Annotated in this window: 14 protein-coding genes; 4 read left to right on the forward strand and 10 right to left on the reverse strand. The window is 45.5% G+C overall.

Annotated features, from left to right (window positions below; translation table 11 throughout):
• Nucleotides 1-138 precede the first annotated feature (138 nt).
• The 3 genes from CC97_RS10785 to CC97_RS10795 all read left to right on the forward strand — a co-directional run bounded on the left by CC97_RS10785 (nt 139) and on the right by CC97_RS10795 (nt 5,153).
• Nucleotides 139-2,616: a glycoside hydrolase family 48 protein gene (locus tag CC97_RS10785; protein ID WP_044974973.1), complete on the forward strand. Its 2,478-nt coding sequence runs from the start codon at nt 139-141 to the stop codon at nt 2,614-2,616.
• 260 nt (nt 2,617-2,876) lie between these two features.
• Nucleotides 2,877-3,695: an N-acetylmuramoyl-L-alanine amidase gene (locus CC97_RS10790; RefSeq protein ID WP_049962846.1), complete on the forward strand. Its 819-nt coding sequence runs from the start codon at nt 2,877-2,879 to the stop codon at nt 3,693-3,695.
• A 15-nt stretch (nt 3,696-3,710) separates the two neighbouring features.
• Nucleotides 3,711-5,153, forward strand: coding sequence for a tyrosine-protein kinase family protein (locus tag CC97_RS10795; RefSeq protein ID WP_044974974.1), 1,443 nt, complete (start codon nt 3,711-3,713; stop codon nt 5,151-5,153).
• A gap of 101 nt (nt 5,154-5,254) precedes the next feature.
• Here CC97_RS10795 and htpG read toward each other — a convergent pair whose 3' ends face one another.
• The 7 genes from htpG to CC97_RS10830 form a co-directional block, all read right to left on the reverse strand.
• Nucleotides 5,255-7,141, reverse strand: coding sequence for a molecular chaperone HtpG (htpG, locus tag CC97_RS10800; protein WP_044974975.1), 1,887 nt, complete (start codon nt 7,139-7,141; stop codon nt 5,255-5,257).
• A 103-nt stretch (nt 7,142-7,244) separates the two neighbouring features.
• Complete coding sequence (locus tag CC97_RS10805) at nt 7,245-8,111, reverse strand: stage 0 sporulation family protein (protein WP_044974976.1); 867 nt, start codon at nt 8,109-8,111, stop codon at nt 7,245-7,247.
• Between the two features lie 17 nt (nt 8,112-8,128).
• Nucleotides 8,129-9,100 carry a DNA polymerase III subunit gene (locus CC97_RS10810; protein ID WP_044974977.1) on the reverse strand — a complete coding sequence of 324 codons (972 nt, stop codon included), beginning with the start codon at nt 9,098-9,100 and terminating at the stop codon, nt 8,129-8,131.
• Between the two features lie 9 nt (nt 9,101-9,109).
• On the reverse strand, nt 9,110-10,456 hold the full coding sequence (locus CC97_RS10815) for an aminotransferase class I/II-fold pyridoxal phosphate-dependent enzyme (protein ID WP_044974978.1): 1,347 nt from the start codon (nt 10,454-10,456) through the stop codon (nt 9,110-9,112).
• Between the two features lie 144 nt (nt 10,457-10,600).
• Nucleotides 10,601-11,854: a hypothetical protein gene (locus CC97_RS10820; RefSeq protein WP_044974979.1), complete on the reverse strand. Its 1,254-nt coding sequence runs from the start codon at nt 11,852-11,854 to the stop codon at nt 10,601-10,603.
• Nucleotides 11,851-13,146, reverse strand: a complete 1,296-nt coding sequence (locus CC97_RS10825; RefSeq protein ID WP_156036886.1) for a cytosine permease — start codon at nt 13,144-13,146, stop codon at nt 11,851-11,853. The genes CC97_RS10820 and CC97_RS10825 overlap by 4 nt, the downstream gene beginning before the upstream one ends.
• Before the next feature lie 119 nt (nt 13,147-13,265).
• Nucleotides 13,266-13,466: a hypothetical protein gene (locus CC97_RS10830; protein ID WP_044974980.1), complete on the reverse strand. Its 201-nt coding sequence runs from the start codon at nt 13,464-13,466 to the stop codon at nt 13,266-13,268.
• Nucleotides 13,467-13,869: 403 nt separating this feature from the next.
• Here CC97_RS10830 and CC97_RS10835 point away from each other — a divergent pair, with 403 nt between their 5' ends.
• A complete protein-coding gene (locus CC97_RS10835; RefSeq protein WP_044974981.1) occupies nt 13,870-14,814 on the forward strand; it encodes a hypothetical protein in 945 nt (314 codons plus the stop codon).
• 175 nt (nt 14,815-14,989) lie between these two features.
• Here CC97_RS10835 and CC97_RS10840 read toward each other — a convergent pair whose 3' ends face one another.
• The 3 genes from CC97_RS10840 to CC97_RS10850 are packed head-to-tail and all read right to left on the reverse strand — an operon-like array spanning nt 14,990 to nt 19,157.
• Entirely contained in the window at nt 14,990-15,958 is a 969-nt protein-coding gene (locus CC97_RS10840; RefSeq protein WP_049962848.1) for a carbohydrate ABC transporter permease, read from the reverse strand.
• On the reverse strand, nt 15,958-16,863 hold the full coding sequence (locus CC97_RS10845) for a sugar ABC transporter permease (protein ID WP_044974982.1): 906 nt from the start codon (nt 16,861-16,863) through the stop codon (nt 15,958-15,960). Before CC97_RS10845 ends, CC97_RS10840 begins: the two co-directional genes overlap by 1 nt.
• Entirely contained in the window at nt 16,863-19,157 is a 2,295-nt protein-coding gene (locus CC97_RS10850; protein ID WP_044974983.1) for a DUF5696 domain-containing protein, read from the reverse strand. The genes CC97_RS10845 and CC97_RS10850 overlap by 1 nt, the downstream gene beginning before the upstream one ends.
• Nucleotides 19,158-19,163 lie beyond the last annotated feature (6 nt).

A 19,163-nucleotide genomic window follows, 5' to 3' on the forward strand; every position in this document is an offset into this window, starting at 1 on the left:
GGTTGACAAACAAATATTTGTGTATTACAATAATTAAAGAGAATTATGATAAATACGTGTAATTATTTACACACGGAATTATCACTATTCTGCACGGTACGCATTATTTTTATAATCCAAAATTTTGAGAGGAGAATTATGAAAATGGTTCTTAAGAAGACAAAAAAAGCAATCGCTTTCGCGCTTTCTCTTTCAATGCTCGCTGCAGTAGCTTCACCTATCACAGCTTCTGCTAAGGTAAACGGAAAAGAAGGCAGAACACTTCCTGAAAAGTTCGGCGACGATACTTACAAGAATATGTTCGACTCACTCTACGATGACGTTGTAACAAACGGTACAGCTAACGGCTACCTTTCAAAGGACGGCGTTCCTTACCACGCAGTTGAAACAGTAATCGTTGAAGCTCCTGACTACGGTCACGAAACAACTTCAGAAGCTATGTCATACCTCGTATGGATCGCTGCAATGAAGGATAACCTTTCAGGCAAGTCCGGCGAACTCGCTAAGGCATGGAAGACAATGGAGGTTATGATCCCTTCAGAGCAGACCGGCTTTATGAAGAAGACAGAACCTTCTGCTACATATTCAGACGAATGGGAACTTCCTGAAAAGTATCCTACAGACATGATGTCAGGAAACACAGGTCTTAACCCTATCCACAAGAACTTCTGCTCAGCATACGGTTCAGACAATGGTCTTTACCTCCTCCACTGGCTCGCAGACGTTGATGACTGGTACGGATTCGGCGGCAGCAGCGGCAAGTTCACTTTCATCAACACATTCCAGCGTGGTGAACAGGAATCATGCTTCGAAACAATCCCGCAGGGCTGTATCGAAGAACTCAAGTACGGTATGGAAGGCAGAGGTATCAAGGGTGCTTTCACAACTGAAGACAAGGTTGCTGAACAGTACGCTTACACAAACGCTCCTGACGCCGAAGAACGTGCTATCCAGGGCGTTTACTGGGCAAACAGATGGGGCGTTGGTGACGCTTCAGTTGAAAAGCTCGCTGGTAAGATGACAGACGAACTCCGTAACGACATGTTCGACAAGTACTACAAGAAGATCGGTGAAACAACAACAAAGAGCGATTCTTCAGCTGGTTACGAAGGTGCTCACTACCTCATGTCATGGTATACATCATGGGGCGGCGCTCTCGACGGTGCATGGACATGGCAGATCGGATGCTCACACTGCCACCAGTTCTACCAGAACGCTCTCATGGCTTACGCTGCAAACGATACAAAGCACAGCTGCATCAGCTCTAACATGAAGGCTGAAGGCGCTGCTAAGGACTGGAAGGAATCACTCGAAAGACAGCTCGAATTCTATGAATGGCTCCAGACTCCAGAGGGTCCTTTCGCAGGTGGTGCTACAAACAGCTGGAAGGGAAGATATGAAAAGTATCCTTCAGGCATCGCTACATTCTACGGAATGGCTTACGTTGCTCACCCTGTATACGCTGACCCGGGTTCAAACGGCTGGATCGGTAACCAGGTATGGTCAACACAGCGTATCGCTGAACTCTACTATGCTGCCAAGGAAGACGGCAACACAGAGATCGCTAACAGAGCTAAGGCAATGCTCGACCTCTGGGTTAAGTGGTTCACAGACAACGTTAAGTGGAACAAGGCTGACGAAGACGGCACTCAGGTACCATTCCAGATGCCATCAGTTCTCAAGTGGGGCGACAACGCACAGCCTGATACATACACACCAGGCAAGAAGCCTGCTAACTCAAACCTCACATTCACAATCGACGGCTACGGCTACTCAGACGTTGGATGCTTAAGCTCACTTTCAAACACAATGCTCTGGTATGCAGCTGCTGAAGGCGTTAAGCCAGGCACAAGCGACGGTTCTGAACTCGGTATCAAGGCTTACAACCAGGCTAAGGCTCTCATCGATGCTATGTGGGTAATGTACCGTGACGATATCGGTGTATCACACTCTGAAACAAACGGAAGCCTTTCAAGAATCTTCGAACAGGATGTATGGGTTCCTGAAACATACAACGGCAAGATGCCTAACGGCGACGCTATCAAGAACGGTATCAAGTTCATCGACATCAGAACAATGTACAGAGATGACGCTGAATTCAAGAAGCTCGAAGATTACTACAACGAGCACAAGGATACTAAGAAGTTCGAACTCAACTACCACAGATTCTGGCACATCGGTGACTACCTCATGGCAGTTGGTACAATGGCAACTCTCTTCCCTGATGCAGTTCCTGACAAGGACTACGCAATGGACAAGGAAGTTCCTGAAGATCGTTACAACAACACTAAGGAAGCTAGAAAGGGTCCAGATCCTAATCCTACAACAGCTCCTACTGAAACAGCTTCACCATCACCAGAGCCAACAGAAACAACTTCACCATCACCAGAACCAACAGAAACAACAACTCCAGATACTGGACTTCTCGGTGACGTTGACCTCAGCGGTACTATCGACGTAACTGACCTTTCAACACTTTCACTCAGCCTTGTTGACAAGAAGGAACTCACAGGTCAGTCATTCAAGAACGCTGATGTTACAAAGGACGGTAAGGTAGACCTTACAGACCTTGCAACACTCAGACAGTACCTCTCAAAGAAGATCACAAAGTTCTGATTTTCTAATCAATAAAAAACTTATAATTTAGTGTTTTACGCTGTATCTGACTCGTTCAGATACAGCGTTTTTTATTGTCATCTTTCCGAATGTACAAATCGGCTAATAGTAACCGATAAAATTTCTATATCGTTTAATATATCTGTATAGTGACTTTTAGGCGGGACTGTGATATAATATAATAGCGTAGGCAAACAACATGGTTTGCACAGTAAAGAGACTGTAAATATTATTTATTATACTTATCGCGGAGGTTTAAGATGGCGGGCAGCAGTTCGGGAAAAAAGCGTGTGGTACGAAGAATCCACAAAGGCAGAGTCTGCGGATGTTTAACAGTATTTGTTTTAATTTTTATTCTTATAAGCACACTTATAAACGGATGTACCAAAAAGCATAATCTTCAGAAACAGAAAAAAGGAAGCGAAACAAGTATATCAAGCACAGTTTCTGACACCGGTTCCTCTTCACAGAATGAACAAGTGCACAAGGATGAATACATCATTTGTGTCGATCCCGGACACGGCGGTGATGATATAGGAAGCTCAAACGGCGACCGTCTTGAAAAAGTCGACAATCTCAGATATGCTACTGTCGTTTATGAGGAACTCATGAACCGCGAAGGATTAAAGCCGATAATAACAAGACAGTCAAATGACACATTCATGTCCAACCGTGAGCGAGCTGATTTCGCCAACGAAGCCAAAGCAGACCTTTATATTGCACTGCACCGCAACATGAGCGAGGATCACACTGCCAACGGGCTGGAGATCTGGGTACAGCAGCAGGCTACTGTAGTTGACGATGTTCTCGGCTTCAAGCTTAAACAGGAGCTCACCAAAGTCGGAATCCAGTATGACCGCGGCGTTCAGCACGGTTATACCAATGACAAGCAGAACAACTTCCAGATAATCGAGTGGACTGATATGCCTGCCTGCATCATAGAACTGGGATTCATTTCAAATGACGAAGACAACAGACTGTTTGACGCACACTACAAGGATTACGCAAAAGCCATAGCCGATGCAGTGGAATCACTGTGCAGGGAAGGCTATCTTGATAAAGTCAAACAGCCGCAGTAATACACGGGAGGCATCGTGGAAAAATATTTAAAGAAATACCGGCGTATAATATTTCTGCTGATATTCACCATTGCTTCTATGATAATCGGTGTGATCGCCGGGCTGATATTTATAAAACCTGTATTCAGCTCAACAGCTGCATTTCTTGTAACGGACACATCAGGACTGCACAACGAAATAGTCCATCCTGATGAAATACGATCATTCTTTAAGCATGATCACTTTTTGAATCATCTTTCGGAAAATGAAAAGGTAAAGGAAAAATTCACTCTCCGCGAGCTGAAGCAGATGGTAAAAGTCACTGCCAGCAGGACATCCCCGACTTTCAAGGTGAAAGTTACATGCAAAAACTCCACGGACGTTTATTTCATACACAAAATCATTGAACTTGCTCCGCGGAAACTCACTGCAGAAATGTCCGACAAAACTTTTCTTGTAATAAACATAGAAAGCGCTTGTTTTCCTGAAAGCCCGAAAAGGCCGGGATTTATATCGCTGATCATTCTGTTCGCGGCAGCAGGAGCCGCAGGAGCGGTCTGGTTCATACACACCCACGAATCAATGTTCAGGCAGAATACAGCCGTGGAGTCCGTTCAGCGTTTCAAGATTCCTGTCATCGCCAGAATACCTACTCACGAAGGATACGGTTTCAGAGCTGAAACAAGTGAATTCACAAAAAACTTTCTGAAAAAGCAGACCATCGTTCCGGAATCAGCAAGAAAAACCGATACCTCGGCATATAATCCTGATCACAACACCATAATGATCAACTCTAAAACAAGTGTGGAATTCTTCGATGCTTTCAGAGATTTCTACACATCCTTAAACGAGATAAACGAACCGCAGAGCGGTATGATCATTTTCACAAGTCCGGAAATCGGCGACGGAAAAACTACAGCCGCAATAAACCTCGGCATTACAGCTGCGGCACAGGGAAAATCAGTACTGCTGATCGACTGTAACATGAGAAACCGCAGACTCACACGTGCATTCAACATGGACAGAGATACACCGGGACTCTATGACATGGTGTTTGAACATATTCCGGTCAAGGACGCGATCCTTTTCACTGAATATCATTCGCTGTTCGTACTCCCTCAGGGTAACTCGAGGAACATAAATCCCCTCACCCTTCTCACACGCCCTGAAACGCTCAGTCATCTGCGTAATATAAAGAACATGTTTGATTACGTCATAGTCGATACACCGCCTGTAAACGCCTATTCAGACGCACTGGCGCTCACTGAAGCAGCTGACCTTGTCTTCATGGTAATAAGAAGCGGCGTGACACACGATGCCGAAACTGAAAGAGCACTTAAAAGTCTCGAACTTTCAGAAGTAAAAGTAAACGGAATAGTCCTCAACGACATCCCGCTTTTCCGCGAAACCCACTCCCCGCTCCATCCGGACTTAAAAAACATAAGCAAAAACAAATTCATTTCCGGTTTCGGAATATAAAAAATCCGTCTTTCATTAGAAAGGCGGATTTTTTGTTAGCCCCCTCCCGTGGGGAGGGGGTTGGGGGTGGGGAGGGGGTTGGGGGTGGGGATAATAACCCCTTATTTTCCTGTCATAAGATCACAGATCATATTTGAGAATCCAACCGGATCATCAATTGACATGCCTTCGATAAGAAGTGACTGTGTATAAAGAAGCTCTGTATACTTCTTAAGCTTTTCCTTGTCATCATTATAAAGCTCCTTGAGCTTGCCGAAGATAGCGTGATCAGGATTGATCTCGAGGACCTTTTCTGCCTTTACCTTGTTGTCTGTAGGCATAGCATTGAGCACCTTTTCCATTTCAAGTGAAAGATCACCGTCGCTTGTAAGGCAGCAAGGATGTGACTTAAGTCTCTGTGAAAGTCTTACTTCCTTGATCTTGTCGCCGAGAGTTTCCTTCATGAAAGCAAACATTTCCTTGCTCTCTTCAGCCTTGGCCTTGATCTCTTCCTTTTCCTCAGGAGTTTCGATGTCGAGGTCACCTGCTGAAATTGACTTGAACTGCTTTTCCTTGTATGTGTTAAGCATCTTGATGGCAAATTCATCAACACCCTCTGTGAGGTAAAGGATCTCGTAGCCCTTGTCAAGAACCATTTCTGTCTGCGGGAGACTCTTTATTCTCTGGATGCTCTCGCCTGTTGCGTAGTAGATGAACTTCTGGTCTTCTCTCATTCTTGAAACGTATTCTTCAAGTGTTGTGAGTTTTTCCTCGTTTGATGAGTAGAACATGAGGAGATCACAGAGAGTATCCTTGTTCATGCCGTATGATGAGTAAACGCCTGCCTTGAGCTGGAGGCCGAATGCCTTGTAGAATTCCTCGTACTTTTCACGTTCATTCTTGAGCATCTTTGAAAGCTCGTTCTTGATAGTCTTTTCAATGCTCTTTGCTATGAGCTTGAGCTGTCTGTCGTGCTGGAGCATTTCTCTTGAAATGTTGAGTGAAAGATCTTCCGAATCAACAAGACCCTTGACGAAGCTGAAGTGGTCAGGGAGAAGATCAGCACACTTGTCCATGATAAGAACGCCGTTTGCATAAAGCTGAAGTCCCTTTTCAAACTCTCTTGTGTAGTAGTCATAAGGAGCCTTTGCCGGGATGTAGAGAAGTGCGTTGTATGTTGCAGTACCTTCTGTCTTTACGTGTACGTGCTTTATAGGATCGGTGTAGTCAAAGAACTTTTCCTTGTAGAAGCTGTTGTAGTCTTCATCCTTGAGTTCGTTCTTGTTCTTCTTCCAGATAGGAACCATGCTGTTGATGGTCTCACGCTCGATGAATGTTTCGTACTCGTCCTCAGTACCTTCCTTCTTGCGTGAATGTTCAACATCCATCTTTACAGGGAAACGGATGTAGTCGGAGTACTTCTTGATGATAGACTGGAGTCTGTACTGTTCGAGATATTCGCTGTACTTTTCCTCTTCAGTGTCATCCTTTACGCTGAGGATGATCTCAGTACCGACCTTGTCACGGTCGCATTCGTCGATAGTGTAGCCTTCAACGCCTTCGGACTTCCATTCGTAAGCCTTGTCAGCGCCGTATGCCTTTGAACGTACTGTTACTTCCTTGGCTACCATGAAAGCTGAGTAGAAGCCGACACCGAACTGACCGATAATGTCAACGTCCTCGCCGAGCTCATTGTTTGACTTAAAGTCGAGTGAGCCGCTCTTGGCGATAGTACCGAGGTTGTTTTCAAGGTCGTCGCGTGTCATACCGATACCGTTATCGGTAATTGTGATCTTTCTGTTTTCCTTGTCCACGTTTACAAGGATCTCGAAATCGTCTTTATTCAGGCCTACTGCATCGTCTGTAAGTGACTTGAAGTAGAGCTTATCAATAGCATCGCTTGCGTTGGAGATGAGTTCTCTTAAAAATATCTCTTTATGAGTGTATATAGAGTTGATCATCATCTCAAGAAGTTTTTTGGATTCTGCTTTGAACTGTTTTGTTTCCATTATTAATTCACTCCATATAAAATCAAATTAGCACTCGAACACTCCGAGTGCTAATTATTAGTATAGTACATTTTTCTGAAAAAATCAAGTGCCTTTACAAAAATTATTCTTCAAGGGCTTTGAGCGCCTTGATTTCGTCTTTGTTGACCTTGATCACTGAGTCCTTGATAATGGTAACTTCACTTCTGTCGATGATAACAGGTACTGCGCTGTCGTTTTCCGGACGAACCTTAAGTTTTCCTGTAATGATGTTAGCCTCCTCAACGTATCCCTTGACTTCATTCGGCATACGGACATAGGCACCGGTCTTAGGTGTGATCTTAAGAAGCTCCTCATATGTGTTCTGCTCGTACTTGAGGCAGCACATAAGTCTTCCGCAGGTACCGGATATCTTTGTCGGGTTGAGTGAAAGACCCTGTTCCTTAGCCATCTTGATGGAAACAGGCTGGAACTCACCTATGCAGCCCTTGCAGCAGAATTCACGTCCGCATATACCGAGTCCGCCGAGTATCTTGGCTTCATCGCGGACACCGATCTGCCTGAGTTCTATTCTTGTTCTGAACACGGCAGCCAGATCCTTTACAAGTTCACGGAAGTCAACACGTGTTTCGGCTGTGAAGTAGAACAGGATCTTGTTGTTGTCAAACGTGTACTCAACATCGATCAGATTCATGTCGAGACCGCGCTTCTTTATTTTCTGCTGGCAGATGGCAAATGCATCTTTCTCTTTCTGTTTGTTTTTCTTTACCACTTCAAGATCCTCCGGAGTGGCAATTCTGATAACTTCCTTGAGTTCGGAAGTAACAGCACTGTCTTCGAGCATCCGGTTCGGGATTACGACCTCACCGCATTCAACACCGCGGACTGTTTCGACAATGGCTTTCTGGCCGGCCTCGGCCTTTATCTTTCCCGGAGCGAAGTAATAGATCTTTCCGTTTTTCTTGAATCTTATTCCGACTATTTCTACCATGTTATTATTCCTTTACATTAAAGCTGTCTGAAAGCCGTGATCTCACCGCAGAGAACCGACGCGATCAGCTTGATATTTACATTTTTATCGATAAGCGAGTACGCTTTTCCGAGTGCGTCGTGCATCCTTTCACAGGCATTCATTGTCGTACCGGATGACAGTTCACGTGCTCCTCTGTCATAGCATCCTGTCATGCTGCCAGGATCATAACGCAGCGCAAGGGCATCACGGATTATGCAGTCGAGCATTCCTATGACGGTTTTAAACATATCCTTGTCGGCCGAAGCATCAGTAAGATTCTTCAGTATGCCGTACTCGTCCCTGTTAATTATACAGTCTGTGACCTTTTTTGTCAAATCAACAGCGGTCTTCATGGCATCTGAACTGATGTATTCCAGACACCTGCCGGCATTACCGCCGAAAACAGACGCTGCCTCTTCCGCATCCGCTCCGGAAACACCGCACGCAGCCAGTGCTTCCATAAGTTCTTCACGGCTCAACGGCGCAGCATTCAGGGTTATGACTCTTGAACGAATGGTCTCGAGGATAACGTTTCTGTCCGTCACGGTAAAGATAAAATACGCATGATCCGGCGGCTCTTCAATAAGCTTGAGCAGCGAGTTCTGCGCCTGAACGGTTATTTTGTCAGCGTCAGTGAATATATATATTTTCCTGTCGCCGTTATTCGGTTTTATATACGCATCCGAGCAGATCTCCCTGACCGTATCGACAGAAAATCCGCCCAGCTTGCCGCTATGCTCCGCATAGATAATATCCGGATGGGTGTGTTCTGAAGCAAGATGACATGACCTGCACGCAAAGCACGGCTTCTCCGCACTTTCACACACAAGCAGTGCTGCAAGCCAGTCAGCAATAGTCTTCTTTCCAAGCCCCTTCTCACCGCATATAAGGAACGAATGAGCCATTCTGTCCTTTTCGGACATATTTATTATAGTTTCTTTTATTAATTTATTTCCATAGATTTTCATTCCAGATGATTATTCCTTTATATCGTTCTTTACGACTCTCACTGTATCGATACCGAAGCTCTGCATTATTTCTGCAAGTTCCGGTGAGATGAGTTCGCCGCTTACGGCTATCGGTACGGCGGGAGGGCACGGGAGGTCGAGGGAGGTGCAGATGCGTCCGGTGGATTTGTTTACCGGTATCTCTTCGTAGTCACGGAAGGCGGCTTCACGAATTGTTAGTATCTTCTCCGGAGGCGGAAGGTGGAATTTTTCTTCCTTCGGATATTCCGGAACGAAGTCAGTCTTCATGAGCACATCTGCCACCTTAAGATATGCATCGTGATCGTCGCACGGTGAGAAGAGCATTACTATGTAGGTATCGTCTGCGTATTCGTATTCGATGCCGTTCTCACGGAGATATGCGGCAAGTACTGATCCCTTTATGCCACTCCTCGCAGCATTTACTGTAAAGTGAAGATCTTCGCGGTCGAAGGCCGGATATGAGATGACATAACGTTTTTCCACTGTCCTCCGGAGTTCATCCGTCCATTTTACTGCGTCTGCAAGCTTCCCGCGTATTTCATCAGCGATAAAGCGGTTGCACAGATCAAGTGAACAGGTTATGAGATAGGACGGACTGGTGGAGGCAAAAAGCAGCATGGCTTCCTTCTCCTTTGAAACGTAACGCTCGTTTCCAACATGCAGATAAGCCGCTCCCGTCAGTGCCGGAAGCATTTTATGTGCCGAGTCGCAGCACAGATCAGCCCCCAGATGCACCGGATGGCGGTTTTCGCTGTAAAACGGCAGCAGTCCGCCGTGGGCGTTATCAACTAGAAGTACCGCGCCGTAACGGTGGCACAGATCTGCCAGCGTCTTTATATCTGCCATTGCACCGAGATAATCCGGCGATGTCACGTAAAGGCAGGCATTCTGATTCGCCTTAAGTTTTTCTTCGACAGCGTTTAAAGGTATCTGCCCGGAAACGTAGGTGTCAATATACTCCGGCATTATCCAGTCCGGATCGATGTCAAGAAGCGTACAGGCACTAAGAAATGCACGGTGAACGTTTCGCACAGCAATGACTTTCCTGCCCTCGCGTTTTACAAGGGCGAGCATGGTCTGTATGCACTGGGTCGAACCGCCCGTGGAATAGAACGTTGCCTTCGTTCCGAAAAGCTCTGTGGCATTTCTCTCGCTTTCAGCTATTATCCCCTCGTCCGAAAACAGATTGCCGGCATCGGTTATTTCGGTCAGATCAAGTCTGAATATTTCCGACAGTTCATTGCCGGTTTTCTTCCCCTTGTGTCCCGGCATATGCATACGCAGCGTGCCGCTTTCAGCATATGAGATCAGATAATCATAAACCGGTGTGTCCATTGAATCCGCTCCTGTAAAAGCGTTTCAGGAAACGCAGACCATAAAAATGATCCGGCATTCTCCTTTAACGAATTCCAAAAAATCATATGTTTATTATAACACAACCGCGGTCTGTCTGCAAGGCAAACAAAACCGCGGTCAGTGTTACGAACCTTTTTTATTAAGCTTATAGAAATACTCCACAGCAAACTGTATTTTGGTTGCGTTGAAGCCTTCTTCAAGCGGATAGATAAAATAAGTATTGTCAACAGTCGAAAGAGTAACGCACTGACCTTTTCCACGGTAGTCGTACTCGGTATGGATCGATGTCATCGAAGATGATGAGAAGAACATCGTTTCAGGTTCCGTTTTTCCGTAGTCCTTAAAGGTAAGATAAAAGCCCTCCTTTTTATGGACAAGCCTTCCCTCGCCAAGATCAATGAAGTTTACCGCATTCGGAAGCGACTCTATTCTTACTTTCATGTCAAGGGCGTATCTGTCTGCGCCGATCTCTTCATGCACGCAGCGTCTCTCATATTCGTACCAGTCCGGGATATGCGAGAATTCATCCTCACTGCCGTCCGGCTTTACCATGCGTCCGTATTCAGTCATATGTCGCTTTGCTCCGCAGGATGTGCATTCGATGTCCGCACCGGAAGTCTTCATGCAGAACTCTTTTCCGCACTCAGGACATAAGTATAACGGCTTTTCTATTCCCTCGGCACGCTTTTCATAGGTTACCGCCATCTTCGTTTCATACTGCCAGGCGTATTCGTCATAGGCAAGGAATTCTGAAAGCTTTGCATTTATCTCCGATTCGTCTGCCTTTTCCACTTCTTCACGGGTAAATACCTGCGTAATAGTCGCATCGAGCAGGACTTCCTTACGCATGGTCAGGTTCCAGATAGGTGACTGAAGGTAATTTCCCCGCATATTCAGGACAACTACCGGAACGTCAAGATATTTTACCAGTTTAGCAACAGATTCCGGAAGTTCGGAACTGGTTCCGACGTTGGCATATCTCGCCTCAGGATAGAGGACGAGTATCCCTTTTCTGAGCATAACATTCCGTATGTTCTTTATCAGGGAAATGTCGTTTACGAACTTTCTTGTACCGAGGCATCCCACCTGACGGTAGATCCACTCGCCGTAGTTTTCGAAACCTTCAAGCTCGGAAACGTAATTGGCGCGGAACGGGAAAAGTGCCAGCGGCGAAACAAGAAAATCCATGAAGGCATGATGGGTGCCGAGAACGAGAAACGGCGGTTTCAGTCCCTTCATGCGGACTTTGTTTATACGAAGCTTTGAACTCCTTGTGGCAAACCAGCAGATTGCCCAGATAAGAGGCATCATGAAAAAGTTCTGCTTCGGCGGTATACGTTTGCGGTCAAAAGGCGTTGTGTCCGGCTGCTTCTTCATACTGTGACCTCATCTCTGTCCCTTAAAATGTATCTTCTGACAGGCGGAATGATACTCAGAACGTAGTAGAGCACACCTGTTCCAAGGAAAGAAAATCCGGTAGGTGTCAGTCGGAAAAGAGTCATGCTGTGAATCTCACCGGAAAGCGGATTGTAGATGAGCAGTGACATGGCGCATCCGGCAGCAACACAGGCAAGTCCGACAATGTTGAATCCGCCGGTATAGTCGTAGACTGTGCTTTTTCCGAGGCCGTATGCACCGCGGAGAGAGAGCTTCTGCTTTCGTACGAAGAAGAAATCCACGAACAGAAGAGCGGCAAGCGGAGCATATACACAGGCACTGACTGTGAGGAAGGAACCGAAGTACTCGATGATCTTTCCCCATACGCAGAGAATGCCGACGTAAACTGCAAGTATCATGATGAGGAGGCGGTAATCTGCTTTACGGAACGACGTCTTGAGCATTACGCCGTAGATGTACGAACCGACAGCCTGTGTTCCGATATTGGCGAAGGCAACGAGAAGGAGCGAGCTGAAGGCAAGAGCGGGAACGGAAAGAGTCGCAAGCATGAGTGTCGGGTCGTCGATCATCTCGCCTGTAACGTGGTTCATGGCAATTGCCATAACTGCGCCTACAACTACGAAAAATGAACCTGCAGCGCCCTGACCGAGCACGCCTGCCCAGAAACCGGAGCTTTCCTTTCTGGTGAGACGAGGCACTTCCGCCATACCGCCGACGAGGGTGATAACAAAGGCAAAATTCGCTTCAATGGAAATGATGTACGGTATTATACTCTTCGGATATGCTGAAGTATCAGGTTTGTAGTTCCATATCGTATCAAACGGAACGGAAGTGAATCCGACTATGACAACAACTACTCCGAGGGCAAGAAGAAGCGGAACGAGTATACGTGTTGTAAAAGTTATCGATGTGACACCGCGGTAGGCTATTATGGTTCCGGCTGCAACGCAGAGAAGCTGAAGTGCAAGATGCGTCCACCCGGGCAGCGTCACCCCGAACAGTCCCGCCAGATTCCCCATGGAAGATGCAAACAGATCCGCACAGACGGCGTACCACGGAAAATTGATAACAATTATCACGACTGTCATGAACGTAACACCCTTGTGTCCGAAAACAGATTTGAGCCATACCCAGATATCGATGCCGTACCGCACTGAAAGTATGACCGGAAGCTGGTATATCGCAAGCATGAGTACCGCGCCGAAAAACGCGCCGATAAGAAGCTGTTTAAATCCTACCTTCGGAAATACGGCTTCGCCGTATATACCCACAAAAAAACACAGCCTGTATGCGTTACAGACTGCGTTTTCTATATTGCGCACTGTTTAATTGTCTTTGCTGCGGCAGCCCCCTGCCGAGGAAATGTTTTGCTCAGAAATCTCCGTTTGCATCAGATGTCAGCATCAACCTCATCAAGATCAAGTTTCTGACTGTCCGGTCTGTCCCCTACTATTGCAGTCATAATGCACAGAAGTGCAGGAATGCAGATAAGAGCTGCATTGAATTTACTGCTGTCCTGTCCTACATACGAAACCGCTGCAAATGTAAGAATGCCAAGTACAACTGATAAAACTGTCATGAACTTTCTCATTTTAACTCCCCGCTTTCGCAATCATAAAAATATAATAAATATCTCCCTTTTTTCGGAACCGCTGAACTGCTCATCATTCATTTCAGCCAGCTTTTCCGTATCGCTTTCGATGTAAATTATATTATCACAATAACTTTAATTTGTAAACGGGTATAAAGAAATTTTGTTCACATTCACAAACGATGTATCTTTGGTTAGGTGAATATGAATAACGAGAATTAACATTATTTTCTATTTAATTGCCAATCATTAGGAGAAAAAATACCTGTTAGGGCGAAATGATTACCTGTTAGGGCGAAACTGTTTACTTCCGGTCATCAATATGGTACAATCAAGTTACTGCAGTAAATAATTTACATTGTATAACTACTCCGGATATGTTATACTAAAAAGGAGGAGAAGAATGAGCGAAGTCTATGACGGAGCCTTCCGATCTATTATTAACGAATGTTGCCAATTCGTACTGCCGTTTATCAATGAAGCTTTCGGTGAAAACTACTCCGGCAACGAACAGATAGTCTTCTACCCTAACGAGCATTTCATTATTCAGAATGAAGATGCCGATAAAAGGAGAATCACTGATACCAATTTTACTGTTATCGGTGAAGGAAAAAAGAACTATCATCTTGAATGTGAAAGCAGTCCCTATTCGGATAATATGCTCTTACGCATTTTCGAGTATGATACGCAGATTGCACTTGACAACAGCAAAGTAACAGAGGATGCAATAACAGTATCCTTACCTCACACCGCTATTCTTTATCTAAGAAGCAGCAGAAAAACGCCAAAGAAACTGAAGATAAGTATCGAAGTTCCAGGCGGAAAGCACATCAGTTACTACGTTCCGGTCGTCAGGATGAAAAGCTACACGATAGAACAGATCTTTGAAAAGAAGCTATACATGCTCATACCGTTCTATATTTTCAATTTTGAAAAAGAACTGCCTGCGTGTGAAAAGAACGAAGAAAAGCTTAAGATCCTTGAAAGCAAGTTTAAGCAGATATCTGACAGACTTATTGAACTTAGAGACAAAGGCGAGATCACAGCGCTGGAGTACAACACCATCGCTAGCCTTTCAAAGGATGTTATAAACCAGATTGCAAAGAAATACAAATCAGTCAGCAAGGGAGTTGGTAATATTATGCGCGGACCTATGATCATTACCGAAGGAATGAAAATCTATGATGAAGGTATGCAAAAGGGCGAGATTAACGGCATCCTTAAACATCAAATCGAAACTGCCAAAAATATGATTTTCGACGGTGTTTCAGATGATCTTATCATTAAGTACTCCGGGATTTCACCTGAAAAGCTTGAAGAACTCAAAGCAGAAATGGCTAAAAGCTAAACCTAACTGAATACAAAACCGACCTCAGTAAAGTTGATTTTTACTTTACTGAGGCCGTTTTTCGTAAATTATGAAAATTAAACGGGGCCTTCAAAATGCTGCGCATGAAAATGTGCAGCATTTTTTCTATAGCATCATCCGGTTCGTAAGAGGCGGATGATACCGAATGATACCATCAGCCGGCGAGGCCGGAGCGTTCTATGCCTTCTGTGAAATGCTTCTGCAGGAAAATATACATAACAAGCATCGGCGAGATGGACATAAGGCAGGCAGCCTGGGTCCAGACTACGTACTCGCGGGCGGAGACTCTGAGACTTGCATCGTTGAAGAGTGCGGCGTTGAGGACCGGCTGAATGTTTTTTATTGTGAGGGCGAGTGTGCGGTTGCTGCTGAAGAATGCGTTGCATACGTAGTAGTCGTTCCAGTACCACACCACTGCAAAAAGAAATACTGTAAGCAGCGAGGATAGTGCATTCGGCATCATGATCACCAGAAACGTCCTTAACGGACCGCATCCGTCGAGACAGGCGGCATCTTCAAGTTCACGCGGAAGGCCGCGGAAGAACTGCCTGAAGATGAATATCATGATACCGGCCCTGATACCATTTGCTGTCATGGCAGGCAGATACATAGTCCAGGCTGTATTTATCATTCCCAGAGACTTGAACAGATCATACTGCGGAAGCAGGATCACCTGCGGCGGTACGAGTATCATGAGGATCACCACGGCAAACAGTATCTTTTTCCCCTTAAACTGAAACCGTGCGAACCCATATCCTGTCACTGCCGTCGAAATGATCTGGCAGAATGAACACCCGATATTTATAAAAAGCGTATTTACAAGTGTATTTTTCAGATCCATTGCTCTTGCAGTTTCCTTAATGGCATCAAGCGTGAAATGCCTCGGTATCCACATGACCGTCGGATCATTCATGTCACCGCGTTCCCTGAAAGCACAGCTTATCATGAAAATAAGCGGATACAGGATAACAAAACAGAGTCCGGTAAGAATAAGCGTCCTGAAAACAGGCCAGACTGCATCTGTTATCCTTTTTCTTCTGAGATATGTCAGCTGTTCCTTTGACATGAGCTTCTCATGTTCTTTTTTTCTGTCGTGTCTTTTTTTCTTTTCTTCTTTATTCATCAGTCGACCTCGTAGTAAACGTGTTTTCCGATCACAAGAAAAACAAGTCCCACCATCAGGATAACTATTCCGAAATATGACCATACCATAGCTGCTGCAAGCCCGTATTTCCAGTCGCTCTGCATAGCTATTATACGTTCCATTACCTTGTTGCCTGAATCAGTGAATGAATCAATGACCGTAAACACGAGGTTTGCAAGTATCATCGGGCTTACATACGGAAAGGTGATCTTCCAGAAGTATTCCCATGCCGTGGCACCCTCGAGTTCGGCCGCCTCTCTTGCCGACGGCGGAATATTCTGAAGTGCCGCAAGAAAGATGAGTATCTGAATTCCCGAATGCCACACTATGGCGAAAATTCCGTCTATGGTATGCTTTATTGTATCTGTCAGTGTCTGACTCAGTCCGTAAATACCTGTAAACTCCAGCAGATCAGTAACCATATCTGTTTCAAATACAGTTGAGAACTGCTCGGCACCTTCAGCTCCGCTGACATTCATATCACCGGTTATAACCGCATAGACCGGCCCGGATGCAACTATTACCGGAAGGAAGAAAACCGCTCTTACAAATGTCCTTCCCCGGAATTTCTGATTTATCAGCACAGCTGAAAACATTGAAAATATAAGGATTATCGGCGTCGTCCTCAGCATCTCAGCGATCTCATCGGTAAGATATGTGCGGAAATACGGATCTTTTGTCAGCGCTGCAGAATAGTTTTTAAGCCCCGTCCACACACCGCCGGCACCGGGAGTAACATCTTCAAATGAATAGATAAACGAATTTGCCACCGGAATTATAAAAAACACAAGTGTACCGATGATCCAGAGACTCAGAAAGCCGTAACCGTACAGGCTTTTCTGCTTTTCATAGGAAAGACGTGCTTTTCTTTTTTCCTTTTTCATCAGTCGCCTGCACCTCCGTCTTCTCTAAGATAGTCGTCAAGAACCCAGGTTTTGCTGCCCGAAACAACAGTTCCGGCGGAAAGATCAGTCTTCATTACTGTACCGTCCGAATAAACCGTGGTTATGACATCCCCGTTCACCGTATAGTCTGTAATATACTCATCCTTTACATCTGACAGTATATCAGTTATGAACTTCTGGCTTCTGCATGCATAACCGCTCCAGAAACCGCTGTCAGCATAGAAATATTTATCGTACTCAGTATCCTTGAGTTCACTTGTTTCAGTGCCTGTAAGATCAAACCGTAGTCCGCTTCCTGCAGAAGCCGCCATAAGTATAAGCTTTTCGGGATCGGCATCACCGTTTACTGAAGTGGATGAATACGGGATAAGTCCGTGAAGAACAAGCTGATAAAAAGGCAGATCACCGTCAAAAATATCATATCCGCTTGAACGGAGCGGAACATCCGAAATATGATCGGTGTATCCGAACGCATAGGCGGAAGCGCCTCTTGAGTATACGAAACCGATATCTTCGTCAAATTTCTGAAGTCCGTCGCAGATGTATTTTTCCGCAACGCACCGTTCAATATGTTTCTTTCCGTAATCGCCGTAAAGGACTGTGGTTATCTCGCCCGGACATATGCCGTTCAGTGATCTTCTGCAGTAGCCCGTGGTTATATCATTGAATATGCCCGGGAAAACCGCAGGTGAAAGCAGTGACTGCGGCTTCTTCTGTCCGTCCTTCGTTCCGTAGGCGAGACTGAATTTTATCTGCTTCGAATACTGGCCCGATGCACGCATTGCCGTATCGCTGAACTCCCAGTAACCGTTTCCGGATGAAAACGTAATATTGTTCACGGCAGGGCAGAACCGTACACCCATACTCATAAACAGTGAAGTCATTTTCCTGAAGCCTTCCTCACCGCCCAGCGTGCGTGAAGGTCTCGCTGAAACATCGACCTTTCCTTTAATTCCGTCATCGGTCCAGTTTTCCAGACTTACTATCATTTCACCGGCTCCTCCGTTTCTAAGTTCAGAAACTATCTCACCGGCTTTTTCAAATGTCGTTACTGCCTTTTTTTTCGTCACGGGAACACCAAGAAACGGTTCTTTGCATGTTACTCCGCCGTAAAGATCGATGCAGAGCGGAAGTCTGTCGTTCTTCTTTTCCACTTCCTGTTCATCGATAAGATACTGCCGGTACATGGCTGCCACTTCAGCACATCCGGTGTTTCGGCCGCCTGTCGGGAAAAACTTCAGTTCAAGTGAATCAGTTCCTATGTCACTGTTTTCAAATACTGTCAGAGGTTCGCTGTTCATGTAGTAAGTGTCGCTGTTTCTGAGAACGAACCTTGATGAACACGTATTGTAGCTGCTCTTGTTAAGACCGCTGACTGATGCCTGTATAAGTACATTTGAATCGCCGCGGCTGATAACCGCAAGCATTGCGTTGCCGTTTTCCTTTACCGATGCATAGACCGGAAGATAAACCTCCTCAGTCCTGTCAGGCGCATACTGCGGAACTGCAGTGATATCTGTTCCGTACACTTTGGCGGAATATGCACGGGAGCCGGTTTTTCCGTTATTGAAATCTATTTTTGCCCCGCATCCGTCCGGAATAATGTAGTATCCTTTTTCATAGTTTCCTGCCGCCATAATGTTAGGCAGAACAGACAGTTCAAGAATTATGCTGCTCTCATCGCCGTCACGCTTTGTCTCTCTGAAAGATGCAGTATCAGCACTCGCACGCAGACATTTTTCCTCAAGTGTATACTTTACCGGAATAACAAATCCGGTCAGAGGAAAACGGTAAGTCACTTCCAGCGTGTCACCCTTGATCCTGCAGCTTCGTTTTGAATTTCTGGCAGAACGAAGAGTCGATCCCGTTCTCTGTTTCGGATCACCGTATACCACAACGAGCGATGACTCCAGTTCCTTCTTCACAGTTGCCTTAGCCGCAGGATCGCCCTCTGCATTTACAGGTGATGACCACCAGACATACCCGTTCTTTTTGTTTTCAAGCGCAATAAGATCCTCTTCCTCTGAATAAAAAAGAATAAGATTTTCATTTTCGCAGGCTCTGGTCATCGTCTTAAGGACTTCATTTTCCGTCCTCATGACATAATCTGTGTTTTCGTTATTTTCCCCGGCTTCATTTACTTCGGTTTCCGTCACTTCCGCAGCAGACTGTACAGGATCTTCCGTTACCTGTTCAGCAGATATGCAGAACGCCGGTAAAAGCATGCACAAAGCCGCTGCTGCCGCAGCAGATCTTAAATATTTTTTCTGCATTTCCGC

The organism is Ruminococcus sp. HUN007 (assembly GCF_000712055.1).
In the GTDB taxonomy this organism is placed as follows: domain Bacteria; phylum Bacillota; class Clostridia; order Oscillospirales; family Ruminococcaceae; genus HUN007.